Source organism: Gemmatimonadota bacterium, assembly GCA_016714015.1.
Lineage (GTDB): Bacteria > Gemmatimonadota > Gemmatimonadetes > Gemmatimonadales > Gemmatimonadaceae > Pseudogemmatithrix.
Genome location: JADJNZ010000001.1, coordinates 1,164,933 through 1,188,679, shown reverse-complemented (window position 1 = coordinate 1,188,679; position 23,747 = coordinate 1,164,933). Strand labels below are relative to the sequence as shown.

Genomic DNA, 23,747 nt, shown 5'->3' with positions numbered 1-23,747 from the left:
AATGGACATGGCGATTCCGGGTACGAAGGGGCACGCTCCGGGACGGGGCGAAGCGAGCACGATGCCTCGCGCCCCCGGCTCGTGGAAGCTACGATTGCCTGCGTGAGAATCCATCCCGGAGTGCACATGCATCACCTGTCCATCGTCCCCTCGACCCGCCTCGTCGCCGTCGCGCTCCTCCTGCTCCCGACGGCGCTGCGCGCCCAGCGCGCGTCACCGCCCGCCCGCGCCGAGTTCACGCTCGACCAGGTGATGAGCGCGCCGTACCCGACCAACCTCACCGCGGCCGCGACCGGCGAGCGGCTCGCATGGACGCTCAACGAGCGCGGCCTCCGCAACGTGTGGGTCGCGGAAGGGCCCGCGTTCGCGGCGCGTCGACTCACCAGCTACGAGAGCGATGACGCGCAGGAACTGAATGCGGTGCAGATCTCCCCGGACGGGCGGCACGTCGTCTACATGCGCGGCGGCGACTTCGGCTCCAACTGGGACGACGCGTTGCCGGTGAATCCCACCGGCGCCGTGACGCCGGTGAGGGTCGAGATCTGGACGGTCCCCTTCGCCGGTGGCACACCCGTCTCGCTCGGCGAGGGCGTGAACCCGGTCATCGGTCCCCGCAGCGACGTCATCGTCTTCGAGCGCGCGCGCCAGCTGTGGCAGGCGCCGATCGACGGTAGCGCCCCGGCGAAGAAGCTCTTCGACCAGCGCGGGTCGGCGAGCGAGGCCACCTTCTCGCCCGATGGCTCCAAGCTCGCCTTCGTCTCCGGTCGTGGTGATCACGCGTTCATCGCCATCTACACGAACGAGCAGACACCCCTCCAGTACCTCGCCCCGACGACGAATCGCGACTTCTCGCCGCGGTGGTCGGCGGATGGCCGTTCGATCGCCTTCGCGCGCCGGCCGGGTGCTGGCGGTGCGGTCGTCAACTCGCTCGAGATCCAGCCCGCGCCCTGGAGCATCTGGATCGCCGACGTCGCGACCGGCGAGGCGACCCAGCGCTGGGCGAGCGACCACACGCTGCGCGGCTCGATCCCCAGCACGCATGGCGGCGTGAACCTCCAGTGGGCCGCGGGCGACCGCCTCGTCTTCATGAGCATGCAGGACGGCTGGTCGCACCTGTGGTCGATGCGCGCGCGCGGGAGCGATGCGCCGATCCTCCTTACGCCGGGGGATCACATGGCCGAGTATGTCACGCTCTCGAACGACGGCACGCACCTGCTGTACGCGGGCAATCTCGGCGCGACGCCGGGCGACATCGATCGGCGCCATCTGGTGCGCGTCCCCGTCGATCGCGCGGCGCCGGAGGTGCTCACGCCTGGCACCGGGCTCGAGTGGACGCCGGTGAGCATGGGCAGCGGCCGCATCGCGGCGATCGGCGCGACGGCCCAGCAGCCGCCGGTGCCGTTCGTGCTCGAGGCGGCCGGCACGGCGCGCGCGGCGGCCAACACCGCGCGGCGCTGGATGGGCGCCGACCGCGTCCCGGCCGACTTCCCCGCCGCGCAACTCGTCACGCCGACGCAGGTCGTGTACACCGCGGCCGACGGCATGACGGTGCACGCGCAGCTCTTCACGCCGCGCGGCGGTGGTGCGGGGAAGAAGCCGGCGATCGTGTACGTCCATGGCGGCCCGCCGCGGCAGATGCTGCTCGGCTGGCACTATGGTGACTACTACTGGAACGCGTATGCGATGAACCAGTATCTCGCCTCGCGCGGGTTCGTCGTGTTGTCGATCAACTACCGGCTGGGGATCGGCTACGGACACGACTTCCAGCGGCCGCCGCGCGCCGGCATCGCGGGCGCGAGCGAGTATCTCGACGTGAAGGCGGCGGGCGAGTGGCTCCGCGCGCGGCCCGAGGTCGACGGGGCGCGGATCGGCATCTACGGCGGCAGCTACGGTGGCTATCTCACCGCCCTCGCGCTCGGCCGCGACTCCGATCTCTTCGCGGCCGGCGTGGACATCCATGGCGTGCACGACATGACCAGCGATGGCGGGTCGCGCTTCGGGGGCGGGACCTTTCGCTTCGAACGGCCCACCAGCGAGGTCGAGGCGCTGGCGCGCACGGCCTGGGAGTCGTCGCCGGTGAGCAGCGTCCTCACCTGGCGCTCGCCGGTGCTCATGATCCACGCCGACGACGACCGCAACGTGCGCTTCAGCCAGACGGTCGACCTCGTGCAGCGCCTCCGCGCCAAGGGCGTCGAGCTCGAGGAGATCACGATCGTCGACGATACGCACCACTTCATGCGCCACCTGAACCAGAAGCGCGTGAACGCGGCGATCGCCGGCTATCTCGAGCAGAAGCTCAAGCCGGTGATGTGATGCGGTGCATGTGGAAGGGCGGCCGCGGCGCCGTGCTGCTCGCGCTCGTGATGGCGTTCCAGCCGGCGGGAGCGCAGACCTCGGTCGTCATGCTCGGCACCGGCACGCCCAACGCCGATCCCGATCGCAGCGGACCGGCGATCAGCGTGGTGCGCAACGGACGCGCGTATCTCGTCGATGCGGGACCGGGCGTCGTCCGGCGCGCCGCGGCCGCGCAACGCGCCGGCGTCGGCGCGCTCGACCCGAAGAACCTCTCGGTCCTCTTCCTCACGCACCTGCACTCGGATCACACCATCGGGCTCCCCGACGTGATCCTCAGCGCGTGGACCCTCGAGCGCACCGTGCCGCTCGAGGTGTACGGTCCACCCGGCACGAAGGCGATGGTGGAGCATCTCCTCGCCGCCTACCATGCCGACATCCGCAACCGCATCGACGGGCTCGAGCCGGCGAACGAGACCGGCTGGCGCGTGAACGTGCACGAGATCGCCCCCGGCATCGTGCTCGACGACGGCAACGTGAAGGTGACTGCCTTCGCCGTGCCGCACGGGGACTGGGAGCAGAGCTTCGGCTATCGCTTCGATACCGCCGACCGCTCGATCGTCATCAGCGGGGACACGCGCGCGAGCGACGCGGTGGTCGCGGCATGCGACGGCTGCGACCTGCTCCTGCACGAGGTCTACTCGGCCGAGCGCTTCAAGACCCGCCCCGAGGCGTGGCAGCGCTACCACGCGCGGGCGCACACCAGCACCGACGAACTCGCGCTCCTCGCCACACGCGCGCGGCCGCGGCAGCTCGTGCTGTACCATCAGCTCTTCTGGGGCACCGACGACGCCGGATTGCTCGCGGAGCTGCGACGCGCGGGCTACACCGCGTCCGCGCTCTCGGCGCGCGACCTCGGGATCTACTGACGGGCGATCCCGCGACGGTCCGCGCGCAGCGTCCGCTTCGTGCTCAGACGCGCACCGCGGAGATGATCGCGTAGTCGAGGCGCTCGCGGCGGCGGCCGATGGCGATCGCGGAGGCCGTGGCGAGCGCCCGCCAGCCACCGCGCGCCGGGTGGCGCGCCCACGAGGCGGCCCGCGCCAGCGCGTGCGCCGCGAATCCTCCGAGGACCTCGGGACCGCATCGCACCATGCGCTCCACGCGGAAGCCCGCGTCGGAGAGCACGGGTTCCACGTCGAACGCGGTCCAGAGATTCTCCTTCGGGATCCCCGCGCCCGCAGCCATCGTCCGGATCCGATGGCTGCGCTCCCCGCGCGGCGAGACGAGGAGATCGGCGAGCGCGAGCTTCGTGCCCTTCGGGAGGTCCTTGGCGAGCCCCTTCAGCCAGGTCGCGCGCGTGACGAAGTGGTAGGCGGCGTCCACGCAGACCACGGCGGTGACTTTCGGACACGCCACGGGGACCGCGACATACTCGGCCGCCTCGCATCGCAGCGTGATCCGATCACTCAGGTGCCAGCCGCGCACGCGCGCGGTCGCGTCGACGACCACCGCCGGGTCGGTCTCGATCCCCACCACGCGCTGCACGCCGAACTCCCGCACCCAGAGCGCGAGGGAATCGCCGTAGCCACACGCGAGATCCAGCACGACGTCCTCGGGATCGAGCTTCGCCGCCTTCCCGACGCGCCGCGCGAGCTCGGCGGCGGCCTCGGGATACGAACCGGCGTCGCGCCAGAACCCGAGGTTGGCCCACTGCGTGAGCGAGCCGGGCCCGTTGAGCAACGAAGGGTCGACGACCGGTCGCGGGACCGCTGGCCTCACCGGCGCCCCGAGGTGATCACCATGCTCAGCGTCACCACGTGATTCACTTCGTTGGCGCTGCGCGAAGGGAGGGCGTTCCACAGGTTCTGGTACCCCACATCCACCCGTTGCCGCGCGGCCACGGGGAGTCCGACGCCGACGAGGAACCGATTCTGTGCGAACCGTCCCGCCGCCCCGTCGTGCCCGACCGGCAGCAGCAGTTCCTCCTGTGCGTACCAGGTCACCGCGCGCGTGCCGATGCGCCGAGCGCCGAGCGGGGCCTGCGCGCGGATCATGTAGCGCGCGCGCTGCTGGTACGCGAAGTCACCCAGTGTGCCCTGCACGAGCGGCGCGAGCCAGCGTTGCTCCCACCGGAAGCGCTGCGTGACGTTCACCGGCCCGTAGCTGGCCGCGAGCCGGAGATCCTGCCAGAGCCGATGCTCTCGCGTGGGGGTCGCGGCGGGCAACTCGCCGTACGGCGCGGTCGCCACGTAGGTATAGCCCGCCCCCACGCGAACTCCGGGCGCGAGCGTGCGGACGATCCCCGGGCGGAGCAGGAGTTGCTGCGGTTCCTCGCCGATGCCCATCCGCCGCCAGCTCCCGTCGAACCAGAGTGCCGTGCGCGCCGAGAGCTCGTGTTCGACGCTCGTGGTGACCCACAGCGCCTGCTGGTGCGTGGTGGGCCACGAGACCTGCTGTGCGGTGAGTCCCGGGGCGGCGCCCGTGCTGGCGATCGCCACCGACACGATGATGGGGAGTGCACGCGCGAGGAGGCGAATGGCGGCCCGTCCTCCTGCAACCTTCATCCTTCAGCCTCCATCATGGCACCACCCGCGGCTGCCCGATCCGGTACTCCTTCGGCGGCACGTTCCCCTGCAGGTTCACCACGAAGTAGTCCCACCGCCGCCGCATGATGTATGGCGAGTCGGCCCCGAACCCATGCCGCGCCTGCGGCAGCATCAGCATGTCGAAGTCCTTCCCGGCCTTCATGAGCGCATCGGCGACGAGCGTCGTGTTGGTCGGCGGGACGTTGTCGTCCATCATGCCGTGGATCAGGAAGAGCTTCCCCTTCAGCTTCGCCGCGTGCGTCTGGTTCGCCTCGTCGGCGTAGTTGTCGCCGTTCCCCTCGCGGACGAGCAGGCCCTGATAGCGCTCGCCCCAGTCGTCCTCGTAGTTGCGATTGTCGTGGTTGCCGCTCTCGGCGATCCCCACGTCGAAGAAGTCGGGCGCCGAGAACATCGCGGACGCGGTCGCGAATCCGCCGCCGGAGTGGCCCCAGATGCCGACGTTGTCGATGTCGATGTAGCGGTGCCGCGAGGCGAGTTCCTTCATCCCCGCGACCTGGTCGGGGATGGTATTGTCGTTCATCCGCCCGTAGTAGAAGTCGCGGAAGGTCTTCGAGCGGCCGGGCGTGCCCATGCCGTCGAGCTCGACGACGATGAATCCGAGCTCGGCGAGCGCCTGATTGTCACCGCGCGCCGGCACGAAGCTGCGCGGCCCCACGCTGCCCGACTGCGGGCCCGGATAGATGTGGTTGATGATCGGGTACTTCCGGGTCGTGTCGAGCTGCGTCGGCACGTACATCAGGCCGTGGATGTCGGTCCGGCCGTCGCGCGCCTTGACCGTCACCGGGATGGGCGCGCGCCATCCGCTCGCGACGAGCGCCCTGATGTCCGCCCGCTCGAGCGGCTGCACGACGCGGCCGCTCCCGTCGCGCACGACGGCGACCGGCGGCGTGTCGGGCGTGGAGTAGACGTCGGTGAAGAAGCGTCCGTCGGGCGAGAGCGTCACCGTGTGGTTCGCCGCCTCGGGCGTGAGGAGGGCCAGTCCCTTCCCGTCGAAGCCGATGCGATAGAAGTGCTGGAAGTACGGATCGCGACCGGGCTCACGTCCGTTGGCCATGAACCAGATCTGTCGCGTCTTCTCGTCGATGCGCACGATCTCGGAGACGTTGCCCACGCCAGTGGTGATGCGGTTCTTGAGCTGGCCGGTCGTGAGATCGTACAGATAGAGGTGCGTCCAGTCGTCGCGGTCGGACCACCAGATGAACTCGTTGGTCGCCGGCAGGATCCGCCAGAGGTCCTCGGGGTGCGAGGCGTCGCCGAGCTGCGTGGGGCTCGTCTCGTGCAGCACGGTGCGGACCTCGCCCGTCGCGGCGCTCGCGATGCGGAGCCAAGCCTGCTTGTGGTCGCGAGAGCTGGAGATGAACGCGACGTGCGAGCCGTCGTCGTACCACTGCAGGTCGCAGATCGCCGCGCCACAGGCGATGTGGTCGCTGACCGTCGACCGGTGCTGGTCGGGCCCCATCTGCAGGCGCGTCAGGCGCGGCGCCGCGCCGGCCGTGCCCGGGAGATCGATCACCACGCGCGAGATGCGGAAGATCACCGAGTCGCCGGGGAACGGATACTTCCAGGTCTCCACCTTCGGCGCGCCGACGTTGGTGCCCACGAGCGTCATCTCGCGCACGCCGCGGCCGTCATGCTGGAAGGTCGCGAGCCGCTTCCCGTCCGGTGACCAGGTGAGGATCGGGTTCTCGCCGTGCGTCCATCCGGCGTTGTTGGTCGCGTAGCCGAAGTCGGGGATGCCGTCGGTGGTGAGCACGACCTCGGCGCCCGAACCATCGGCCCGCCGTGCGTAGAGGTTGTTCGCGCGCCGCTGGACGATCCACGTCCCGTCGGGCGAGGTGCTCGAGTTCGGCACCGGGGCGGCCGAACGACCGGCGTCGGCGCAGGTGTAGGCCGCGAGGTCGCAGCGCCAGCGGGCGCCGCGCACCGTCGCGGTGATCGACTTGAGGTCGTCCGCGAACGTGAACGCGGCGAAGGGCAGGCGATCCCCGTCCACGCGCGAACCGGTCGCGGTGGCGAGCGCCGTGGCGAGCTTCGGATGGTCGAAGGCCGGGACGCGCGACTTCCGCGCCGGATCGACGAGCCAGAACGAGGCGGTCCCGCCGACGTTCGCGGTGCGGTACCAGAAGCGCCCGGCGGTGCCGATCCAGTTCGGGCGACCCGCCTGCCCGCTCACCAGCGGAGCGGAAGTCGCGCCGAGGAAGCGTTCGGCGCGGGCGTAATCCTCGATCGTGAACTGGTAGGGCCGACCCGGGGCGGCGGTAGCGACCTGGGCGGCGAGCGCGACGGGAGTCGCGATGAGGACGAACGAGCGGGCGAGCGGGCGGAGCAGGGGGCGCATGAGCACTCGGGGGACAGGGACCCGGAAGAGTCTACGCGGTCCCTCGCGCGCGCGCACCCGGTCGGCCTGGCCCGGGTGCGCGCGCTGCGGTCGCGCTACTTGATGCGCGTGCCGCTCACCGGCTGCGCGGGCATCGCCGGCATCTCCATCCCCTCGATGGCGCGCGCCACGGTCCCGCTGATCGCGTCCCCTTCGGCCTTGAGCGACCAGGTGGAGATGCTCGTGACCGTCGACTCCTCGCCGTTCAGGTTCATGCGCGCCTGGCCGCGCTGGACGAACGTGACGGCGTTGCCCATCACCTTCGCGGTGGCGAAGCGGGCGGGCGGGCGCGTGCCGATCTCGGGATTCGGCTCCATGGTGAGCGTCGCGACGAGGGAGTCGCCGGCCTCGACGATCGAGAGCTTCGCCTTGGCGCGGATCGCGGTGGGTTCCCCGTCCTCGATGCGCATGCCGGCGGTGACCTCGACCGACCAATCGCCGATCAACGGGGAGGACTGGGACTGGACGGCGAAGGGGGAGAGGGCGACGAGGGCAGCGGTGGCGAAGAGGCGGAGTCGGGTCATGGGTCGTGGTCGGGAGTAAGGAGAGGGACGCTCGATTGGTCACCACGGAGCGCGCGAGGGTTTGCGCCGGGACCAACGGTACGTCCCGCCGTGCCCGCACGCGAGCGGTGGACAGGGTGGCGCGTCGCGGCGAGATTCGCCGCATGCGCCTCGCCCGAGCGTTCCGAGCCTTCGTGCCCTGCGCGGTCCTCGCGGCCGCGGCCTGCGATCCCGCCGCCCAGGGCGCGACGCAGGTGAAGATGCATGACAACGCCTTCGTCGCGCCCGTCGTGCGGATCCCCGCCGGCGCCGGCGTCACCGTGGCCAACATCGGCCGCAACCCGCACAACATCGTGCCGGTCGATCCGACCCGATGGCCGGCCGGGTTCGACACGAGCGCGGTCGCACCGGGCGCCCAGGCGCAGTTCACGCTCGCCGAGCGCGGCGTCTACGAGTTCTACTGCTCGTACCATGGGACCAAGGACGGGCGCGGGATGGCGGGTGCCATCGTCGTCGGCGATGCCGCCTACAGCGGTGGCGCCAAGGGTCGGACGCCTGCGGTCGCCACGGCGAGCGGCGTCACCCGCGCCGTGCCCGCGCAGTATCCGACGATCCAGGCCGCCGTCGATGCCGCGGCGCCCGGCGATCTCGTGCTCGTGGACAGCGGGACGTACACCGAGGAGGTGACGGTCACCACGCCGTCGCTCGTGATCCGCGGCGTGGACCGCAACGCGGTCATCGTCGATGGCGAGTTCATCCGCCCCAACGGCTTCAACGTCCTCGCCGACGCCGTCGCGATCGAGAACCTCACCGCGCGCAATCACACCTTCAACGGCGTCTTCTGGAACGGCGTCACCGGCTACCGCGGCCGCTACCTCACCGCGCACAACAATGGCGACTACGGCATCTACGCCTTCGACTCCAAGGACGGCCTGCTCGAGGACAGCTACGCGAGCGGCTCCCCCGACGCGGGCTTCTACATCGGCCAGTGCGACCCGTGCAATGCCGTCATCCGGCGCGTCATCGCCGAGCACAACACGCTCGGCTACTCGGGCACCAACTCGAGCGGCGAGCTCTACATCCTGAGCAGCATCTGGCGGTACAATCGCGGCGGACTCGTCCCCAACTCGCTCGACACCGAGCTCTATCCGCCGCAGCACGGGACGGTCATCCGCGCCAACCTCATCCACGACAACAACAGCCACACCGCGCCAGGGAAGGGTCTCGGACCGCTCGCGCAGGGGATGGGCGTGGTGATCGGCGGCGGACGGGAGAACATCGTCGAGGACAACGTCATCCTCGATCACACCGGCTCGGGCGTGATGATCGCGCCGTTCATCGACGTGAACTGGTGGCCGGCGACGGACAACGTCGTCGCGGGGAACCTGTTCCTCCATTCGGGCCGCGCCGACATCTCGGTGGGCGGGCCGACGAGCGCGCGCAACTGCATCGCGTCGCAGAGCACGGAGGCGGCGACCGTCGCGCCGCGCTGGCTCGCCTGTGGTGACCCCGGGCGGCTCGTCACGTACGTGATCCCGGCGAACGGGCCCGGTCATCTTCCCCCGGCCGAGTACGGTGCGCCCTCCGGCATGCAGAACGATCTGGTGCCGGTCCTCGCCCTCGCGTTCCGCATGTGGCGCATCCGGAACGCGAGCTGGCCCGACTACAAGGCGCAGCCGGTGCCACCGCCGCAGCCGCCCATGCGGGATGCGCGCACGGCGCCCGTCGTGCCGGCGTACGAGGAGTTCGCGCGCGTACGCCCCGAGCTCGCGTACGCCGCGCTCCCGCCGGAGACCGAGTCGGTGCTGCAGGCCGCGCACGCGCGGACCACGCCGCCCGAGGGCACGCCCCGGTTCGGTCGTGCCGTGGCGCAGCTGCAGGCCTGGCTCCCGCTGACGCCAGCGCTCTTCATGGAGATGTTGCTGCTGCTGATCGCCGTGCGGGTGTGGCTCTGGTGGCGCGAGGCGCGTCACGGCGAGGCGATCCGTGGCCGGGTGCGCGTCTGGCGCCTCGTCTCGGTCGCCGGGATGCTGCTCTGGGTCGGGCTCGCGGTGGTGACGGCCGTGAGCTTCAGCGCGATGTGAGACCGTGCCCACGCGCCGGGAGCTGCTCTGGGGATTGGCTGGTGCCACCGTCGCGGTGACCGCCGGCGCCGTCGTGCGCGGCGTGCGCGAGGCGCGCGACTCGGTGCGTGCCGCGCGCGGTGGTCTCGCCGGCGCACGTCTCGAGGGCCCGCAAGGCGAGGTGCACTCGCCGTACGGTCACGGTGCCGAACCGCCGACCGCGCTCGGTCCCGCGGCCCTCGACGCCCTGACCATCCCGCCGCCGATGACGCGCGGCGCGGTCTCGCGCACGATCACCATCACGCAGCGCCCGGTGGAGGTCGCGCAGGGCGTGGTGATGGACGGCTGGACCTTCGACGGTACCATCCCCGGCCCCATCCTTCGCGTGACCGAGGGCGAAACGCTCACCCTCACCGTGCGGAACCTCACGGCGCATCCGCACAACCTGCACACGCACGGCGCGCACGCCCCGGTGCAGGACGGGTGGGAGCCGATCCCGCCCGGCGGCGAGCGCACCTACGAGATCGCGCCCCGACCGTTCGGCGTCTATCCGTATCACTGCGATCTGGTGCCCGGGGCGCAGCACCTGGGGCGAGGACTGCACGGGCTGATGCTCGTCGATCCACCCGGAGGGCGCGCGCCGGCCGCGGAGCGGGTGCTCGTGCTCGGCGGCTATGACGTCGATGGCGACGGCCGCAGCGACCTCTTCGGATGGAACGGTGTCGCCGGCTTCTTCGCGCGGCATCCGCTCAAGGTGCGCCGCGGCGAACTCGTGCGCCTCTACGTCGCGAATCTCGTCGTCGATGAGCCCGTCGCGACCTTCCATCTGCATGCGAACACCTTCGACGTGTTCCGGTCCGGGACACGCCTCGTCGCGGACGAGCACACCGACGTGGTGGCGCTCACCGTGGGCGAGCGCGCCGTGCTGGAGATGCGGTTCCCCGAGCCGGGGCGCGTGATGTTCCATCCGCACCAGAGCCGGATGGCCGAGCAGGGCGCGATGGGCTGGATCGCGATCGTGTGAGGCGGGGCGGGCGCGCGGAGGCGCAAGAACCGCGGACCCTAGCGCCGCCGCACGAACCGCACCGACTCTCCCACCGTCCCGGGCCGCGCGAGATGGCCGTGGAGGAACTCGCGGAGTGCCGCCGCGTCGGCGGTCAGCACCACCCGATCATCGTCCGTCCTCACCCATGGCGTCGGATGCGGTTCCGCCTGCAGCGCGCGCTCCAGGACCTCGGGTTCGAGCAACGCGAAGCGCACCTGCGAAGCATCGAGGACGGAGACCACCAGCAGCGTCCGCAGCGGCAGCTGCAACGCACGCGAGTACTCGCCTTCGCCGTCCGAGTCCGCGGGGGCCGGTCCGAGTTCGAGCACGCGAAGTCCGGCGAACCGACCGAGCTGCCCGACGAAGTGATTCAGGTGTCCGTCCTCGTCCTGATACGTGATGCGATAGCCATCGCTCGAGTCCGCGGCGACCGTCGCCCGCTGCGGGTGCGCGGCGTCCTCGGGTTCAGCTTCGATCCACTCCCCGAGCAACGCGCGGTCGAATGCGAGCTCCTCGGGGCGCAGGACCGGGGAGATGAAGGCCGGTCCACAGGCCGCGAGCGACAGGGAGAGCAGCAGGAGCAGGGGGCGTGTCATCCGAGCGAGAACGTGGGTCAGGCGCGGCATCGACTCTCCATGGGATGGACCGCCGAAGACTATACCCGCCGCGTGGGTTACCGGGGTAATCCGGCGCCGCTTCGGCCCTCCTGGAGCCCTCAATGGCGGCTCAAAGGACCGCTCTTCGGCGAAATCACCGGTGGATGCAGCTGTCACAAACTGTTGCCAGTGAAAGAGATATCGATATTCGATTAATTATGTGATTTGCATAAAGACACAAATATCGGTATATCAAGGATATGGACCCCGTCCGCAATCCCTTCGCACCAGGCGCCGGTGCCCCGCCCCCCGAGCTCGCCGGCCGCGACGAGCTGATCGAGACGGTCCGGGTCGCGATCGCCCGCACGCGGATCCGTCGGGCGACGAAGAGCGTCCTCATGGTCGGGCTTCGCGGTGTGGGAAAGACCGTGCTGCTGGATCGCATGTGCGAGGAGGCCGCCGCGACGGGAATCGAGGTGATCCGCATCGAGGCGCCGGAGCACCGGTCCCTGCCGGCCATCCTCGCGCCGCAACTGCGCCTCGCGCTCCTCCGGCTCTCGCGCCAATCGCGCGCGGCCGATCTCGCGAAGCGCGGCCTGCGGGCGCTCGCCGGCTTCGCCAAGTCGCTCAAGGTGAAGTACGAGGACATCGAGGTCGGCTTCGATCAGGAACCGGAGGCCGGGCTCGCCGACAACGGCGACCTCGAACACGATCTGCAGGCCTTGCTCGAGACCGCGGCCGCGGCGGCGGCCGCCGCGGACACGGCCCTCGCGATCTTCGTCGACGAACTCCAGTACGTGGCGGAGGAGCAGCTCGCCGCGCTCATCACCGCGCTGCACCGCATGGCCCAGCAGCAGCAGCCGGTGATCCTCGTCGGGGCGGGGCTCCCGCAGCTGCCCGGCCAGATGGGGAACGCGAAGTCCTATGCGGAGCGGCTCTTCGACTTCCCGACCATCGGGCCACTCCCGCCCGACGCCGCGCGCGATGCGATCACCAAGCCGATCGAGCACGAGGGCGCGGCGATCACCCCCGACGCGGTCGCGCGGATCATCTTCCACACGAAGGGCTACGCGTACTTCCTGCAAGAGTGGGGGAAGCACGCGTGGGACGCGGCAGAGCGCTCGCCGATCACGGTGCAGGACGTCGCGCGCGCCTCGGTGACCGCGATCGCGGCGCTCGACGAGAGCTTCTTCCGCGTGCGCTTCGATCGGCTCACGGCGGCCGAGAAGCGCTACCTGCGCGCGATGGCGGAGCTGGGACCTGGGCCGCATCGCACGGGGGACATCGCCGAGGTGCTCGGCAAGCAGTCGTCCTCGCTCGGCCCCATCCGGGCGTCGCTCATCACGAAGGGGATGATCTGGAGTCCGCTGCATGGGGACACCGCGTTCTCTGTGCCGCTGTTCGACGCGTTCATGCGGCGGAGCATGCCCGGGGACGACTGGCGCGCCTGAGCGTTATCCTTCGTTGCCCACCCACCCGGAGTCTCGCATGCGTCGCGCCCTCCTGTTCGTCCCCATCGTCCTGCTCGCCGGTGCCTGTTCCAAGGAGGAGGCGCCCCGTCCCCCGCGCACGGCTGAAGAGCAGCGCGCGGTCGATTCGACCGTCGGGGCGTCGGCGCTCCCCGGTGCGGGTGGGGTCCGCGGAGCGCTCGCGGCGCAGGATTCGGCGGCGGCCCGGCGGGCGCAGCTCGACTCCATGACGAAGAACCCCTAGGATCGGAGCTCCGCTGCCGTTCGTCCGCTACGTCGCCCTCGGCGACAGCTCCACCGAAGGTCTCTGTGACCCGATCGACCGCCGGCGCTTCCGCGGCTGGGCCGATCGGCTCGCCGCGCACGTCGCGCAGGCGCGAGCGCTCACGACGCCGGGGGCCGAGCCGCTCCTCTACGCCAACCTCGCGATCCGCGGGCGCCGCACGCGGCAGATCCGGGAGGAACAACTCGGGCCGGCGCTCGCGATGCGTCCCGATCTGGCGTCGGTCTTCTGCGGCACGAACGACGTGATCCGCCGCGGCTTCGCACTCGAACCGGTGATCGAGGACATCCGGTTCATGCAACGCGCCCTGCGTGACCAGGGGGCGACGGTGCTCACGATCACGATGCCGGACCTGAGCGAGGTGATGCCGCTCGCGAAGGCGGCAGCGCCAAAGCTGATGGCGTTCAACGAGGCGGTCCGCGCCGTCTCGCGTGAGACGGGGACGATCGTCGCCGACCTCGCGGCGTATCCGTGGGTGACCGATCCGCGCTTCTGGAGCGGCGATCGGCTGCATGCCAACACCGAGGGGCATCGACGGATCGCGGCGGCGCTGGCCCACGCGCTCGACCTCCCCGGCGTCGACGACAGTTGGTCAGTGCCGCTGCCGCACCGGCCGCGCCCCCATGCGCTCGCACGGAAGGCCGGGGAACTGCGCTGGTTCGCCGAGCACTTCATGCCATGGGCCGTGCGGCACGCGCTCGGCCGCTCCTCCGGGGATGGCATCACCGCCAAGCGCCCGACCCTCACGCCGGTCGACTCATGAGCACCGAGAGCATCTACGAGATCCCCGTCACGACGCTGCACGGCGAACCCACCACCCTCGCGCCCTACCGTGGGCAGGTGCTGCTCATCGTGAACGTCGCGAGCCAGTGCGGACTCACGCCGCAGTACGCGGGTCTCGAGGCGATGCACGAGCGCCTCGCGTCGCAGGGATTCTCGGTGCTCGGCTTCCCGTGCAACCAGTTCGCGGGGCAGGAACCGGGGGATGAACGCGCGATCGAGACGTTCTGCTCGATGACCTACGGCGTGACCTTCCCGCTGTTCGCGAAGGTCGACGTGAACGGCCCCGACGCGCATCCGTTGTGGAAGCACCTGAAGGGGGAACGCCCGGGCTTCCTCGGGACGGAGGCGATCAAGTGGAACTTCACGAAGTTCCTCGTCGGGCGGGACGGCACGGTGCTCAAGCGCTACGCGCCGACCGATGAACCCTCGGCGATCGAGCCGGAAGTGGCGAAGGCGCTGGTGCCACCAGCGGACGGCTGAGGGCCCTCAACCGTCCGCACCGGCCTTCTGCCCTCTACTTCGCGTACATCGCCTTCTGCACCATGTCCCGGATGCGCAGCTCGAGGTCGCCCTTCGAGGCGCACCGCACCTCCGCGGCGCTCGACGTGACGGGGTTCTTGCCCGTGCCGCTGAGGGCGGTACTGACGACGCTGCCGCCGTTCTGATTCGGGACCACCGTGGTGATGATCGACAGGTTGAGCTGGTAGGTCTCCGCGTTCTCGAGCGTGCCGCTCGACCCGCAGTCGAGATAGCGTTGCGCCGGCACGCGACCGATCGAACGGCGCACGCGCCAGCCGGTGTTGCCGAGCGTCTTGCGCACGTTGTCGTTCACCGAGAGCGGGATTCCGAGCTCGGCGTACACGCCCGGAAGCACGGCCCACGCCTCGTCGACCGTGCCGGTCACGAAGAGCTTGACGTCGAGGTCGATGTTCATCGCGTTCATCTGCATCGTCTGACCGCTGGTGGTGACGACGCGATTGGTGTTCACCGTGGGCGTGGTGGCGGTCGCGACGGCGGGCGGCGGCGAGGCGACCGGCCTCTCGCCGCCGGATGACGGGGACGAAGGGCTGCCCGGATCGGCAGCGGCACCCGCGCCGGCACAGGCCGCGGCGACGAGGGCGAGGGCGGAGACGAGGAGAGGGCGCATCGTGGTCTCGCGAAGCATGGGGTGAGGGAGGCGCGGTGGCCGCACCGGATGGGGGAGACGATAACGCCCGCGTTCCGGTGTGGACAGGCCGTGTAGCTTGTTCCGCATGAGCGCGACCGAAGTTCCCGAACCACCCGTCGCCCGTCCCTCGCGATGGGAACGCCTCAAGCGGCGTGGCTGGCACTGGAGCGATCTCATCTGGATCGCGGCGCTGCTCTACGCCGCCCCCACGCTCCTGCCGCATCTCGGCGCACTCGTCGGCGTGCGCAGCGGCGGGTCGACGATGCCGCGCTATTCATATGAGAGCCTGACCGGCGCGCGCCTCGATGCCGACTCGCTCCGCGGGAAGGTCGTGCTCGTGAACTTCTGGGCGACCTGGTGCGGCCCATGCCGTGTGGAGATGCCGGTGCTCGAGGCGATGTACCAGCGGCATCGCGATGCCGGCTTCGTGATTGTGGGGCTCGCGGTGGACCAGGCGCCGACCAGCAAGGTCGCGGACTACGTGCGCGAGCGGGGGGTCACGTATCCCGTGGCCCATGTGGGGCGCGAGGCGGAGCTCCGATTCGGTGGGGTGCGCGGCTACCCGACGAGCTTCCTCATCGGGCGGGACGGTGTCGTCCGCCAGCGGGTCGTGGGGCCGATCGGCGCGATCTCGCTCGAGCCGGCGGTGCGGCGGGCGCTCAGCGAGCCCTGAGCGCGTCCTAAGCTCGATCTGAGCGGGACCTGACCCGCTCCTCGCGCGTAGGGGACGCGTGCTGGGGTCGAGCGTGGACTCGGAGCGAGTGCCCCAGCCGCCGATTCTGACCGCTCCCCCCCCGGTCCGGGGTGCCAGATGCCGCCACTCCGCCAGCGAGCTCCACGATGCCCTTGCGAGGGGGAAGGTCGGTCAGTAATATTCCTGAATCGTTATATAACTACATACAGGCACCAATGAGAAACGCTCTCTTCCTCCTCGCCACACTCCTCGTGCTCGTCCCGCCGCTCGCGGCGCAGTCGCCGCTCTCGCTGCGCGACGCCCTCGCGCGCGCCGACGGACGAGCCTACGCCAATCGCATCGCTGGGGCGACCGCGGACGCGCAGGCCGCACAGGCGCTCCAGCCGTATCGCGGAATCCTCCCGGCGCTGCGCGTCGAGGCCGGATACGTTCGCACGACCGATCCGATCGCCGCGTTCGGCACCAAGCTCCGCCAGCGAGAGATCGGGGCGGCCGACTTCAACCCGGCGACGCTCAACTTCCCTGCGGCGATAGGCAATCGCTCCGCGGGGCTCGTCCTGGAGCAGCCGCTCTTCAACGCGGACGCCTGGGTCGGGCGATCATCCGCCGGCGCGGCCGCAATGGCGCAAGCCGCGGCCGCCGACTGGACCCGCACCGGCACACGCGTCGATGTCGTCCGCGCCTACTTTGGCGCCACCCTCGCGACCGAGAAGCGCGCGACCCTCGAAGCGGCCGAGCGCGCCGCGCAGGCGCACGTCGCCCGCGCCAAGGCGCTCGCCGACACCGGGCTCGTCACGCGGTCCGACGCGCTCCTCGCCGAGGTCCGCGCCGGCGAGGTCACCGCACAGCGCCTGACCGCCGTGAGCGATGCCTCGCACGCGCGACGTGCGCTCGCGCTGCTGCTCGGCGAACCGACGGCCACCTACCTCCTGCCGTCGTCGATGCCCACTGCGGACGCGATCCGTGCGCTCGTCTCCTCCGATACGCTCGAGATCGACGCGTCGGACGACGGTCCTGCCCAGCGCGCCGACGTACGCGCCGCGACGCTGGCGCTCTCCGCCGCGCGCGCCGACGCGCTGCGCGGCAAGTCGCTCTACCTCCCGCGCGTGAACGGCTTCGCCCGCTACGACTGGAACGACCGCACGGGCTTCTTCGCCAACGAACGCAGCTGGACCGCGGGCGTGATGGCGAGCTGGTCGCCATTCGCCGGTGCGAGCGAGATCGCCGAGTCGCGCCTGACCGCGGCGCGCGCGCGTGGCGCTTTGGCACAGCGCGATGCGGCCACGGCCAACGCGGCGCTCGAACGCGAGCGCACCCGCGAGTCGCTCGGCGTCGCCTTGGCGCAGCTCGACATCGCCGAGCAGGCAGCGGAACAGTCCGCCGAGGCGCTGCGGATCGTGTCGCGCAAGTACGACGGTGGGCTCGCGACCATCTCCGACCTCCTCGAGGCGCAGGCGATGCGCACGCAGGCCGACCTAGGCCTCTCGTTCGCGCGCTACCGCCTCCTCATCGCCGCTGCCGAACGCCATCAGGCGCTCGGGAGCGATCCGTCCTTCCTGACCGCGCTCGACAGCGCGACCCCGACCTCCGACCGCGCCTCGCGCTGAGACCCCGACCATGCCCACGCTGACCAAGACGACGACCTACTCGATGCTGGCCCTGCTCACCCTCGCGGGCGCCGGTGCGTGCGCGGTGAGCGAGGCCCGCGAAGTGGACGCGCCGGCCACGACGGCTGCGTACGTCCCGACCACCGAGGCGGTGCTCGCGACCGCCGTCGACACGCTGCTACCGACGGTTCTCCCCGCCGATGGCGTCGCTGCGCCGATGCGTGAGGCGATGCTCTCGACCAAGCTGATGGCCACGGTGACCGAGGTGCTCGTGCACGAGGGTGACCAGGTGCGCGCGGGACAGCTCCTCGCGCGGCTGGACGCACGGGACGTGACGGCGAAGGCCGAGCAGGTGGCCGCATCCGTCGCGGCCGCCGAGGCCGGGCAGGCGCAGGCCGCGGCGAACGTCGCACGCATGCGCGCGCTCTTCGCGGATGACGCAGCGCCCAAGGCGACGCTGGAGCAGGCCGAGGCGCAGTTCGCGCAGGCCGACGCCGGGCTGCGGGCGGCGCGAGCTGCCGGCGCCGAAGTGAGCGCGATCGGGTCGTACAGCGAGATCCGTGCGCCGTTCGCCGGCCGCGTGACGCATCGTTTCGTCGACCCCGGCGCGTTCGCCGCGCCGGGCGCTCCGATCGTCACGGTGCAGGATGACGCGCGGCTTCGCCTCACGGTCCACATCACGCCGGAAGCGGCGCGTGCACTCCGGGCAGGCCAGCGGGTCGAGGCGATGATCGAAGGCCAGCCGGCCATGGCACGGATCGAGGGCCTCGTGCCGTCGATGGGGAACCTCTACGCCGTGAACGCGATCGTCGAGAATGCCGCGGGCGAGTTCCTGGCGGGCAGCGCGGCGGCCCTTCAACTGAGTGGGGGCACGCATCGCGCCATCGCCATCCCCGCCGACGCCGTCACGTACACCGGGGACCTCACCGGCGTCACGGTGCGCACCGGCACGGGCGATGTTCGCCGCTGGGTGCGTCTCGGCGCGCGCTCGGGTGACCTGGTCGAGGTGACCAGCGGCCTTCGCGCTGGCGAGCAGGTGTTGCGCCGCGGCACGGACGGGAGCAACTGATGGGCATCAGCGGACGGATCGCGCAGGCCTTCCTGCGCAGCAAGCTCACGCCGCTCGTGACGATCGCGTCGCTCGCGGTGGGCCTGATCGGGATAATGGCGACCCCTCGTGAGGAGGAACCGCAGATCTCGGTGCCGATGATCGACGTGATCGCGGTGCTCCCGGGGGCCGGCCCCGCCGAGGTGGAACAGCGCATCGCGCGCCCGCTCGAGAAGCGGATGCAGGAGATCCCGGGCGTCGACCACGTCTACACGATGGCCGGCGACGGCTTCGCGATGATCACGGTGCGGTTCGATGTCGGCGAGGACCAGGAGCGCAGCATCACCAAGGTGCACGCCAAGCTCGCTGCGGCGATGGATCAGGCGCCGCCGGGCGCGCTTCCGCCGATGATCAAGCCGCACTCGATCGACGACGTGCCGATCCTCGCCCTCACCCTGCACAGCGAGGTGAGCGATGCGAACACGCTGCGGCAGGTCGCGCTGCATCTCGAGGAGGAGGTGCGCACCGTGCCCGAGGTGGCGGAGACGTTCATCGTGGGTGGGCAGGCGCGGCAGGTGGAGGTGCTCCTCGACCCGGCCCGGCTCACGGCGCGCGGCGTGACGCCGGCCGAGGTGGCGATGGCGCTGTCCGGCGCGAATGCACGGCTGCAGGCCGGCGAGGTCTCCACGGGAGGCGATGTCGTCCGGGTGGATGTGGGTACCGCGCTGCGCGATCCGACCGAGGTGGGCGCGGTGATCGTGAGCACGCGGAGCGGCGCGGCCGTGTCGGTGCGCGACGTGGCGACGGTGCGCGAGGGCTTCGGCGACCCGACGACCTATGTGTCGCACCAGGACTCCACGACGAGCGGTGCCAATGCGGTGACCCTCGCGATCGCCAAGCGCCAGGGCGCGAACGCGACCGCCGTGAGCCACGCCGTGCTCGAGGCCGTGGAGGAGGCGAAGTCGCGCCTCGTCCCCGCCGACATCAAGGTCGAGGTGACACGCGACTACGGCGAGACGGCCGGCGAGAAGGCGAGCGAGTTGATCCTCCACCTGATCATCGCGACGCTCTCGGTCACGCTGCTCATCTGGATCTTCCTCGGCTGGCGCGAGGCGCTGGTGGTGCTCGTCGCCGTGCCGGTGACGCTCGCCCTCACGCTCTTCGTGTACTACGCCCTCGGTTACACGCTCAACCGCATCACCCTCTTCGCCCTGATCTTCTCCATCGGCATCCTGGTGGACGATGCGATCGTGGTGGTGGAGAACATCTACCGGCACCTCAAGATGGGCGACCGCAGTCCCGAGGTCGCGAGCGTCGAGGCGGTGGACGAGGTGGGCAACCCGACCATCCTCGCGACCTTCACGGTGATCGCGGCGATCCTGCCGATGGCCTTCGTGAGCGGCATGATGGGCCCCTACATGCGACCGATCCCGATCGGCGCCTCGGTCGCGATGCTCGCGTCGCTCGCCGTGGCGTTCATCGTCACGCCGTACCTCGCGTATCGCCTCCTGAAGGGGCATGTGAAGGCGCAGCCCGAGGCGGGCGAGGCGCACCATCACGCGCACGAGTCCGAGGAGGACTCGCGGTTCGGCCGCTTCTATGCGCGCCTCATGAGCGGTCTGATGGATGCGCCCGGGCGCCGCACCTGGTTCTATGCCGGCATCGTCGGGTTGCTCCTGGTCTCGGTGTCGCTCGTGGGCGTCGGTGCGGTGCAGGTGAAGATGCTGCCCTTCGACAACAAGTCGGAGTTCCAGGTGGTGCTCGACCTGCCGGAGGGGACGACGCTCGAGACGACGAGCGCGGCCGCCGAGGAGGTCGCGCGGTACCTGCGCACGGTGCCCGAGGTGGTGAGCACCGAGGTGTACGCCGGCACGTCGGCCCCGTTCAACTTCAACGGTCTCGTGCGTCACTACTTCATGCGCAGCGGCGCGAACGTCGCCGATGTGCAGGTCAACCTCGCGGCGAAACACGACCGCGACCGGCAGTCGCACGACATCGCGGTGGCGGTGCGCCCCGGAGTGGTGGAGATCGCGGCGCGCTTTGGCGCCTCGGCGAAGGTCGCGGAGATCCCGCCGGGCCCGCCGGTGCTCTCGACGCTCGTGGCCGAGGTGTACGCGGGGGACGACTCGACGAGGCTGGCCGCAGCACAACGCGTGCGTGCGGTGTTCCTGGCGACTCCGGGCGTGGTGGATGTCGACTGGACGATCGAGGATGCGCAGACGCGGCGCACCTTCCGTGTGGACCGGGCACGCGCGGCCGCGGCTGGCGCGAACGTCGAGCAGGTGACGCGGACGCTGTACCTCGCGCTCTCGGGTGCGCCGGCGGGGATGATCGCCTCGAACACGCCGCGCGAGGCACAGTCGATCGTGCCACGCCTCCCCGCCGCGTCGCGCACGTCGGTGGAGGCGCTGCTGCGCGTCCCCGTCGCGACGATGCAGGGCCCGCAGCCGCTGGGCCGCTTCGTGACCGTGGTGGACGGGGTGCGCGAGAGCGTGCGGATGCGGAAGGACCAGCGCCCGGCGATCTATGTGACGGGCGACGTGGCCGACGAGGTGGAGGCCCCCGTCTACGCGATCCTCGCGATGAACGCGGCGATCGATACGATCCGCGTGCACGACCGGCCGATCGCGATCTACAACTCGACCCCGCCCGAGACGCTGGACGAGGTGGCGATCAAGTGGGACGGCGAGTGGCAGGTGACGATCGAGGTCTTCCGCGATCTGGGTATCGCCTTCGCGATAGTGCTGCTGCTCATCTACGTGCTCGTGGTGGGGTGGTTCCAGAGCTTCACGATCCCGCTCGTGATCATGGCGCCGATCCCGCTGACGCTGGTGGGCATCCTGCCCGGGCATGCGATGAGCGGAGCCTTCTTCACCGCGACGTCGATGATCGGCATGATCGCGCTCGCCGGGATCATCGTGCGCAACTCGATCCTGCTGGTGGACTTCATCCAGCTGGCCGAGGCGCGCGGCCGCACGCTGCGAGACGCGGTGATGGAGGCCGGGGCGGTGCGGTTCCGTCCGATCGCGCTCACGGCGGCCGCGGTGGTGGTCGGCGGCCTCGTGATGGTGCTCGACCCGATCTTCCAGGGCCTCGCGGTCGCGCTGATGAGCGGCGCGGTGGTCGCGACCCTGCTCACGATGGTGGTGGTGCCGCTGCTGTACTGGGAGCTGCGCCGCCGTCAGCAGCCAGCCGGGGAATCCTGAAGATGAAGATGTTCATGCTGATGTACAGCGGCCCGTCGCCGCGCCGCGTGGAGGAGATCCTCGAGCGGCATGACGTCCACGCCTGGACGAGCTACACGGGCGGCAAGGGAGCCGGCACGACCGGTCGACACGAGGGCAATCGGGCGTGGCCGGGTGAGACGACGATGGTCATGAGCGTGGTCCCTGCGGGGAACGCGGAGGCGCTCGCCGCCGCCATGGAGCAGGAGGCGGAGGCGCTGCCGCCCGGCGAACGGTTGCACCTGGCGGTGCTCCCGATCGAACGATTCTTCTAGGAGGACGATCCGATGTGTGACGACAAGCTGATCCGCCGCATCGCCGGCGTGTTCGTGATGGGGTCCGTGGCGCTGGGATGGTTCGTGGATCCCCGCTGGTATCTCTTCACCGGGTTCGTGGGCTTCAACCTGTTCCAGTCGAGCCTGACCGCCTGGTGCCCGCTGGAGCGCGTGCTCGGGCGCTTCGGGTGGTTCGGGTGCTCGGCGACACGGTCGCGATGAAGGTGGGAGGATGAAGATCGAAGGGGCCGAGACGCAGTCGGCCCCTGCGCCTTCCCCGCCCGGTCCTTTCCCGCGACTGCCCCCCACAGTAGTTCTCATGCAACCTCCCCCAACCGCCTCCTCCCATGGCCACCTATCACGCGCAGGTCAGCTGGCAGCGCGGCAGCGACGAGTTCCTCCGGCAGAAGTACTCGCGCGGACATCGCTGGACGTTCGATGAGGGCGTCTCGATCCCCGCGTCCGCCTCACCGCACGCGGTGCGCGCACCTTGGCACGTCACGGCGGCCGTCGACCCCGAGGAGGCGCTCGTCGCCGCGCTGGCGTCGTGCCACATGCTCTTTCTCCTCTCGTACTGCTCCTCCGCCGGCTTCACCGTCGAGTCCTACGAGGACTCGCCAGAAGGGCTCATGGCGAAGAACGAACGCGGCAAGGACGCGATGACCGCCTTCACGCTCCGTCCGCTCGTGACGTTCAAGGAGCGGGCGCCGAGCGAGGAGGAGTTCATGGCCATGCACCACAAGGCGCATGACGAGTGCTACGTCGCCAACTCGCTGCGCGCCGACGTCACGATCCAGCCGACGATGCGCGTGGTCTAGCGCGGCGGGTCAGCCGGCGTCGAGGATCGCGCGCGTGTCGCGCGCGATGACGCTGCCGATCTGGTCCAGCGGCAAGTCATTGATGTCAGTCCCGAACGGCTCCTCGATCTCCGTGGCGAGCAGCTCGAGCCCCATCGTCGCGAAGAAGGTGAACATGCTCGCGACGATGGTGCCGTAGCCGAACTCGCGCACGAGCCCGAACGGCATGACGAGCGCGTAGAGCACGACGAACTGCTTGATGTACGACGAGTAGCTGAACGGGATCGGCGTGTTACGGATCCGCTCGCACGCGCCGGTCACGTCGTCGAACGCCTGGAGCAGGGGGGCGAGGGCGATGCGATGCTGCGCCGCGAGGCGGCCCCCGGCGAGATCGGCCTGCACCTCGGCGTGCAGCGCACGGATCAGCTCGTTGGGGCGATGCGAGTCCTCGGTCCCGCCGCGTCGCCGCAGGTGCGCGGCGAGCGCCACCGGGAACTCGCCGAGCAGCTGCGCGTAGCGCGCCCGCCGCGCCGAGTGTGCCTCCTCCGCGAGGGATGCCCCCAGCTGCTGCGAGAGGCCGCGGGAGACGTTCACAAGGTGTCCCCACTGCCGCCGTCCCTCCCACCAGCGATCGTACGCCGTGTTCGTCCGGAAGACGAGCAGGAGTCCGAGGATGATGCCGAGGATGCTGAGGAAGGAAGGGCCGAGCGGGACCGAGATCCCCACGACCTCGAGCTCGATCCACGTGACGAGCGCGGCCCAGGCGCCGGCGCCGAGGACGTCGAAGAAGAGCGTCCGGAAGACCGGACTGCGCGGGAAGTCGAAGAGCACGCGGATCCAGTTCTTCGGATCGTAGGAGATCATGCGATAATATTGGGGAGTCCCCGACCCCTCCGCACCATGCGTCCGAACGC

Annotated in this window: 22 protein-coding genes; 15 read left to right on the top strand and 7 right to left on the bottom strand. The window is 70.5% G+C overall.

The features are described from left to right. Positions 1–126 precede the first annotated feature (126 nt). Positions 127–2,313 (top strand): S9 family peptidase, encoded by a 2,187-nt coding sequence (locus IPJ78_05040; protein ID MBK7905914.1) that lies wholly within the window; start codon positions 127–129, stop codon positions 2,311–2,313. Positions 2,314–2,402: 89 nt separating this feature from the next. Continuing rightward, on the top strand, positions 2,403–3,221 hold the full coding sequence (locus IPJ78_05035) for an MBL fold metallo-hydrolase (GenBank protein ID MBK7905913.1): 819 nt from the start codon (positions 2,403–2,405) through the stop codon (positions 3,219–3,221). 43 nt (positions 3,222–3,264) lie between these two features. Here IPJ78_05035 and IPJ78_05030 read toward each other — a convergent pair whose 3' ends face one another. The 4 genes from IPJ78_05030 to IPJ78_05015 form a co-directional block, all read right to left on the bottom strand. Then, on the bottom strand, positions 3,265–4,074 hold the full coding sequence (locus IPJ78_05030) for a class I SAM-dependent methyltransferase (GenBank protein ID MBK7905912.1): 810 nt from the start codon (positions 4,072–4,074) through the stop codon (positions 3,265–3,267). Continuing rightward, on the bottom strand, positions 4,071–4,859 hold the full coding sequence (locus tag IPJ78_05025; protein MBK7905911.1) for a DUF2490 domain-containing protein: 789 nt from the start codon (positions 4,857–4,859) through the stop codon (positions 4,071–4,073). The genes IPJ78_05030 and IPJ78_05025 overlap by 4 nt, the downstream gene beginning before the upstream one ends. Positions 4,860–4,872: 13 nt before the next feature. Next, positions 4,873–7,239: a DPP IV N-terminal domain-containing protein gene (locus IPJ78_05020; GenBank protein ID MBK7905910.1), complete on the bottom strand. Its 2,367-nt coding sequence runs from the start codon at positions 7,237–7,239 to the stop codon at positions 4,873–4,875. 95 nt (positions 7,240–7,334) lie between these two features. After that, positions 7,335–7,802 carry a hypothetical protein gene (locus tag IPJ78_05015; GenBank protein MBK7905909.1) on the bottom strand — a complete coding sequence of 156 codons (468 nt, stop codon included), beginning with the start codon at positions 7,800–7,802 and terminating at the stop codon, positions 7,335–7,337. 143 nt (positions 7,803–7,945) lie between these two features. On the opposite strand from IPJ78_05015, the gene IPJ78_05010 reads away from it, so the two are divergent. Together IPJ78_05010 and IPJ78_05005 are read left to right on the top strand one after the other, a co-directional pair. Continuing rightward, positions 7,946–9,865, top strand: coding sequence for a right-handed parallel beta-helix repeat-containing protein (locus tag IPJ78_05010; GenBank protein MBK7905908.1), 1,920 nt, complete (start codon positions 7,946–7,948; stop codon positions 9,863–9,865). Positions 9,866–9,869: 4 nt separating this feature from the next. After that, positions 9,870–10,868 (top strand): multicopper oxidase domain-containing protein, encoded by a 999-nt coding sequence (locus tag IPJ78_05005; GenBank protein MBK7905907.1) that lies wholly within the window; start codon positions 9,870–9,872, stop codon positions 10,866–10,868. Between the two features lie 38 nt (positions 10,869–10,906). On the opposite strand, the gene IPJ78_05000 is transcribed toward IPJ78_05005, so the two are convergent. Beyond that, a complete protein-coding gene (locus IPJ78_05000; protein ID MBK7905906.1) occupies positions 10,907–11,485 on the bottom strand; it encodes a hypothetical protein in 579 nt (192 codons plus the stop codon). Positions 11,486–11,745: 260 nt separating this feature from the next. Between IPJ78_05000 and IPJ78_04995 the strand changes: the two genes are divergently transcribed. The 4 genes from IPJ78_04995 to IPJ78_04980 are packed head-to-tail and all read left to right on the top strand — an operon-like array spanning position 11,746 to position 14,500. After that, complete coding sequence (locus IPJ78_04995; protein MBK7905905.1) at positions 11,746–12,936, top strand: ATP-binding protein; 1,191 nt, start codon at positions 11,746–11,748, stop codon at positions 12,934–12,936. 37 nt (positions 12,937–12,973) lie between these two features. Next, positions 12,974–13,198, top strand: a complete 225-nt coding sequence (locus tag IPJ78_04990) for a hypothetical protein (GenBank protein MBK7905904.1) — start codon at positions 12,974–12,976, stop codon at positions 13,196–13,198. A 13-nt stretch (positions 13,199–13,211) separates the two neighbouring features. After that, positions 13,212–14,000 carry an SGNH/GDSL hydrolase family protein gene (locus IPJ78_04985; protein ID MBK7905903.1) on the top strand — a complete coding sequence of 263 codons (789 nt, stop codon included), beginning with the start codon at positions 13,212–13,214 and terminating at the stop codon, positions 13,998–14,000. Continuing rightward, positions 13,997–14,500 carry a glutathione peroxidase gene (locus IPJ78_04980; GenBank protein MBK7905902.1) on the top strand — a complete coding sequence of 168 codons (504 nt, stop codon included), beginning with the start codon at positions 13,997–13,999 and terminating at the stop codon, positions 14,498–14,500. The genes IPJ78_04985 and IPJ78_04980 overlap by 4 nt, the downstream gene beginning before the upstream one ends. Before the next feature lie 34 nt (positions 14,501–14,534). Here IPJ78_04980 and IPJ78_04975 read toward each other — a convergent pair whose 3' ends face one another. Next, on the bottom strand, positions 14,535–15,167 hold the full coding sequence (locus IPJ78_04975) for a hypothetical protein (GenBank protein MBK7905901.1): 633 nt from the start codon (positions 15,165–15,167) through the stop codon (positions 14,535–14,537). A gap of 106 nt (positions 15,168–15,273) precedes the next feature. Here IPJ78_04975 and IPJ78_04970 point away from each other — a divergent pair, with 106 nt between their 5' ends. The 7 genes from IPJ78_04970 (at position 15,274) to IPJ78_04940 (ending at position 22,854) form a co-directional block, all read left to right on the top strand. After that, on the top strand, positions 15,274–15,861 hold the full coding sequence (locus IPJ78_04970; GenBank protein MBK7905900.1) for a TlpA family protein disulfide reductase: 588 nt from the start codon (positions 15,274–15,276) through the stop codon (positions 15,859–15,861). A 236-nt stretch (positions 15,862–16,097) separates the two neighbouring features. Further along, entirely contained in the window at positions 16,098–17,489 is a 1,392-nt protein-coding gene (locus IPJ78_04965) for a TolC family protein (protein MBK7905899.1), read from the top strand. Between the two features lie 10 nt (positions 17,490–17,499). Further along, positions 17,500–18,558 (top strand): efflux RND transporter periplasmic adaptor subunit, encoded by a 1,059-nt coding sequence (locus IPJ78_04960; GenBank protein MBK7905898.1) that lies wholly within the window; start codon positions 17,500–17,502, stop codon positions 18,556–18,558. Beyond that, positions 18,558–21,743, top strand: coding sequence for an efflux RND transporter permease subunit (locus tag IPJ78_04955; protein MBK7905897.1), 3,186 nt, complete (start codon positions 18,558–18,560; stop codon positions 21,741–21,743). Before IPJ78_04960 ends, IPJ78_04955 begins: the two co-directional genes overlap by 1 nt. An 8-nt stretch (positions 21,744–21,751) precedes the next feature. Then, on the top strand, positions 21,752–22,036 hold the full coding sequence (locus IPJ78_04950) for a hypothetical protein (GenBank protein MBK7905896.1): 285 nt from the start codon (positions 21,752–21,754) through the stop codon (positions 22,034–22,036). 12 nt (positions 22,037–22,048) lie between these two features. Beyond that, positions 22,049–22,258 (top strand): DUF2892 domain-containing protein, encoded by a 210-nt coding sequence (locus tag IPJ78_04945; protein ID MBK7905895.1) that lies wholly within the window; start codon positions 22,049–22,051, stop codon positions 22,256–22,258. A 125-nt stretch (positions 22,259–22,383) separates the two neighbouring features. After that, positions 22,384–22,854 (top strand): OsmC family protein, encoded by a 471-nt coding sequence (locus IPJ78_04940; GenBank protein MBK7905894.1) that lies wholly within the window; start codon positions 22,384–22,386, stop codon positions 22,852–22,854. 9 nt (positions 22,855–22,863) lie between these two features. Here the strand turns inward: IPJ78_04940 and IPJ78_04935 are convergent, their stop codons facing one another. Next, on the bottom strand, positions 22,864–23,697 hold the full coding sequence (locus IPJ78_04935; protein ID MBK7905893.1) for a hypothetical protein: 834 nt from the start codon (positions 23,695–23,697) through the stop codon (positions 22,864–22,866). Positions 23,698–23,747: the final 50 nt, after the last annotated feature.

What these genes read in the sequence shown, in the direction of transcription:
- IPJ78_05040 (MBK7905914.1), top strand. Translation starts at nt 127, where the DNA reads ATGCATCACCTGTCCATCGTCCCCTCGACCCGCCTCGTCGCCGTCGCG.
- IPJ78_05035 (MBK7905913.1), top strand. Translation starts at nt 2,403, where the DNA reads ATGCTCGGCACCGGCACGCCCAACGCCGATCCCGATCGCAGCGGACCG.
- IPJ78_05025 (MBK7905911.1), bottom strand. Translation starts at nt 4,859, where the DNA reads ATGAAGGTTGCAGGAGGACGGGCCGCCATTCGCCTCCTCGCGCGTGCA.
- IPJ78_05020 (MBK7905910.1), bottom strand. Translation starts at nt 7,239, where the DNA reads ATGCGCCCCCTGCTCCGCCCGCTCGCCCGCTCGTTCGTCCTCATCGCG.
- IPJ78_05015 (MBK7905909.1), bottom strand. Translation starts at nt 7,802, where the DNA reads ATGACCCGACTCCGCCTCTTCGCCACCGCTGCCCTCGTCGCCCTCTCC.
- IPJ78_05010 (MBK7905908.1), top strand. Translation starts at nt 7,946, where the DNA reads ATGCGCCTCGCCCGAGCGTTCCGAGCCTTCGTGCCCTGCGCGGTCCTC.
- IPJ78_05000 (MBK7905906.1), bottom strand. Translation starts at nt 11,485, where the DNA reads ATGACACGCCCCCTGCTCCTGCTGCTCTCCCTGTCGCTCGCGGCCTGT.
- IPJ78_04995 (MBK7905905.1), top strand. Translation starts at nt 11,746, where the DNA reads ATGGACCCCGTCCGCAATCCCTTCGCACCAGGCGCCGGTGCCCCGCCC.
- IPJ78_04990 (MBK7905904.1), top strand. Translation starts at nt 12,974, where the DNA reads ATGCGTCGCGCCCTCCTGTTCGTCCCCATCGTCCTGCTCGCCGGTGCC.
- IPJ78_04980 (MBK7905902.1), top strand. Translation starts at nt 13,997, where the DNA reads ATGAGCACCGAGAGCATCTACGAGATCCCCGTCACGACGCTGCACGGC.
- IPJ78_04975 (MBK7905901.1), bottom strand. Translation starts at nt 15,167, where the DNA reads ATGCGCCCTCTCCTCGTCTCCGCCCTCGCCCTCGTCGCCGCGGCCTGT.
- IPJ78_04970 (MBK7905900.1), top strand. Translation starts at nt 15,274, where the DNA reads ATGAGCGCGACCGAAGTTCCCGAACCACCCGTCGCCCGTCCCTCGCGA.
- IPJ78_04965 (MBK7905899.1), top strand. Translation starts at nt 16,098, where the DNA reads ATGAGAAACGCTCTCTTCCTCCTCGCCACACTCCTCGTGCTCGTCCCG.
- IPJ78_04960 (MBK7905898.1), top strand. Translation starts at nt 17,500, where the DNA reads ATGCCCACGCTGACCAAGACGACGACCTACTCGATGCTGGCCCTGCTC.
- IPJ78_04955 (MBK7905897.1), top strand. Translation starts at nt 18,558, where the DNA reads ATGGGCATCAGCGGACGGATCGCGCAGGCCTTCCTGCGCAGCAAGCTC.
- IPJ78_04950 (MBK7905896.1), top strand. Translation starts at nt 21,752, where the DNA reads ATGTTCATGCTGATGTACAGCGGCCCGTCGCCGCGCCGCGTGGAGGAG.
- IPJ78_04945 (MBK7905895.1), top strand. Translation starts at nt 22,049, where the DNA reads ATGTGTGACGACAAGCTGATCCGCCGCATCGCCGGCGTGTTCGTGATG.
- IPJ78_04940 (MBK7905894.1), top strand. Translation starts at nt 22,384, where the DNA reads ATGGCCACCTATCACGCGCAGGTCAGCTGGCAGCGCGGCAGCGACGAG.
- IPJ78_04935 (MBK7905893.1), bottom strand. Translation starts at nt 23,697, where the DNA reads ATGATCTCCTACGATCCGAAGAACTGGATCCGCGTGCTCTTCGACTTC.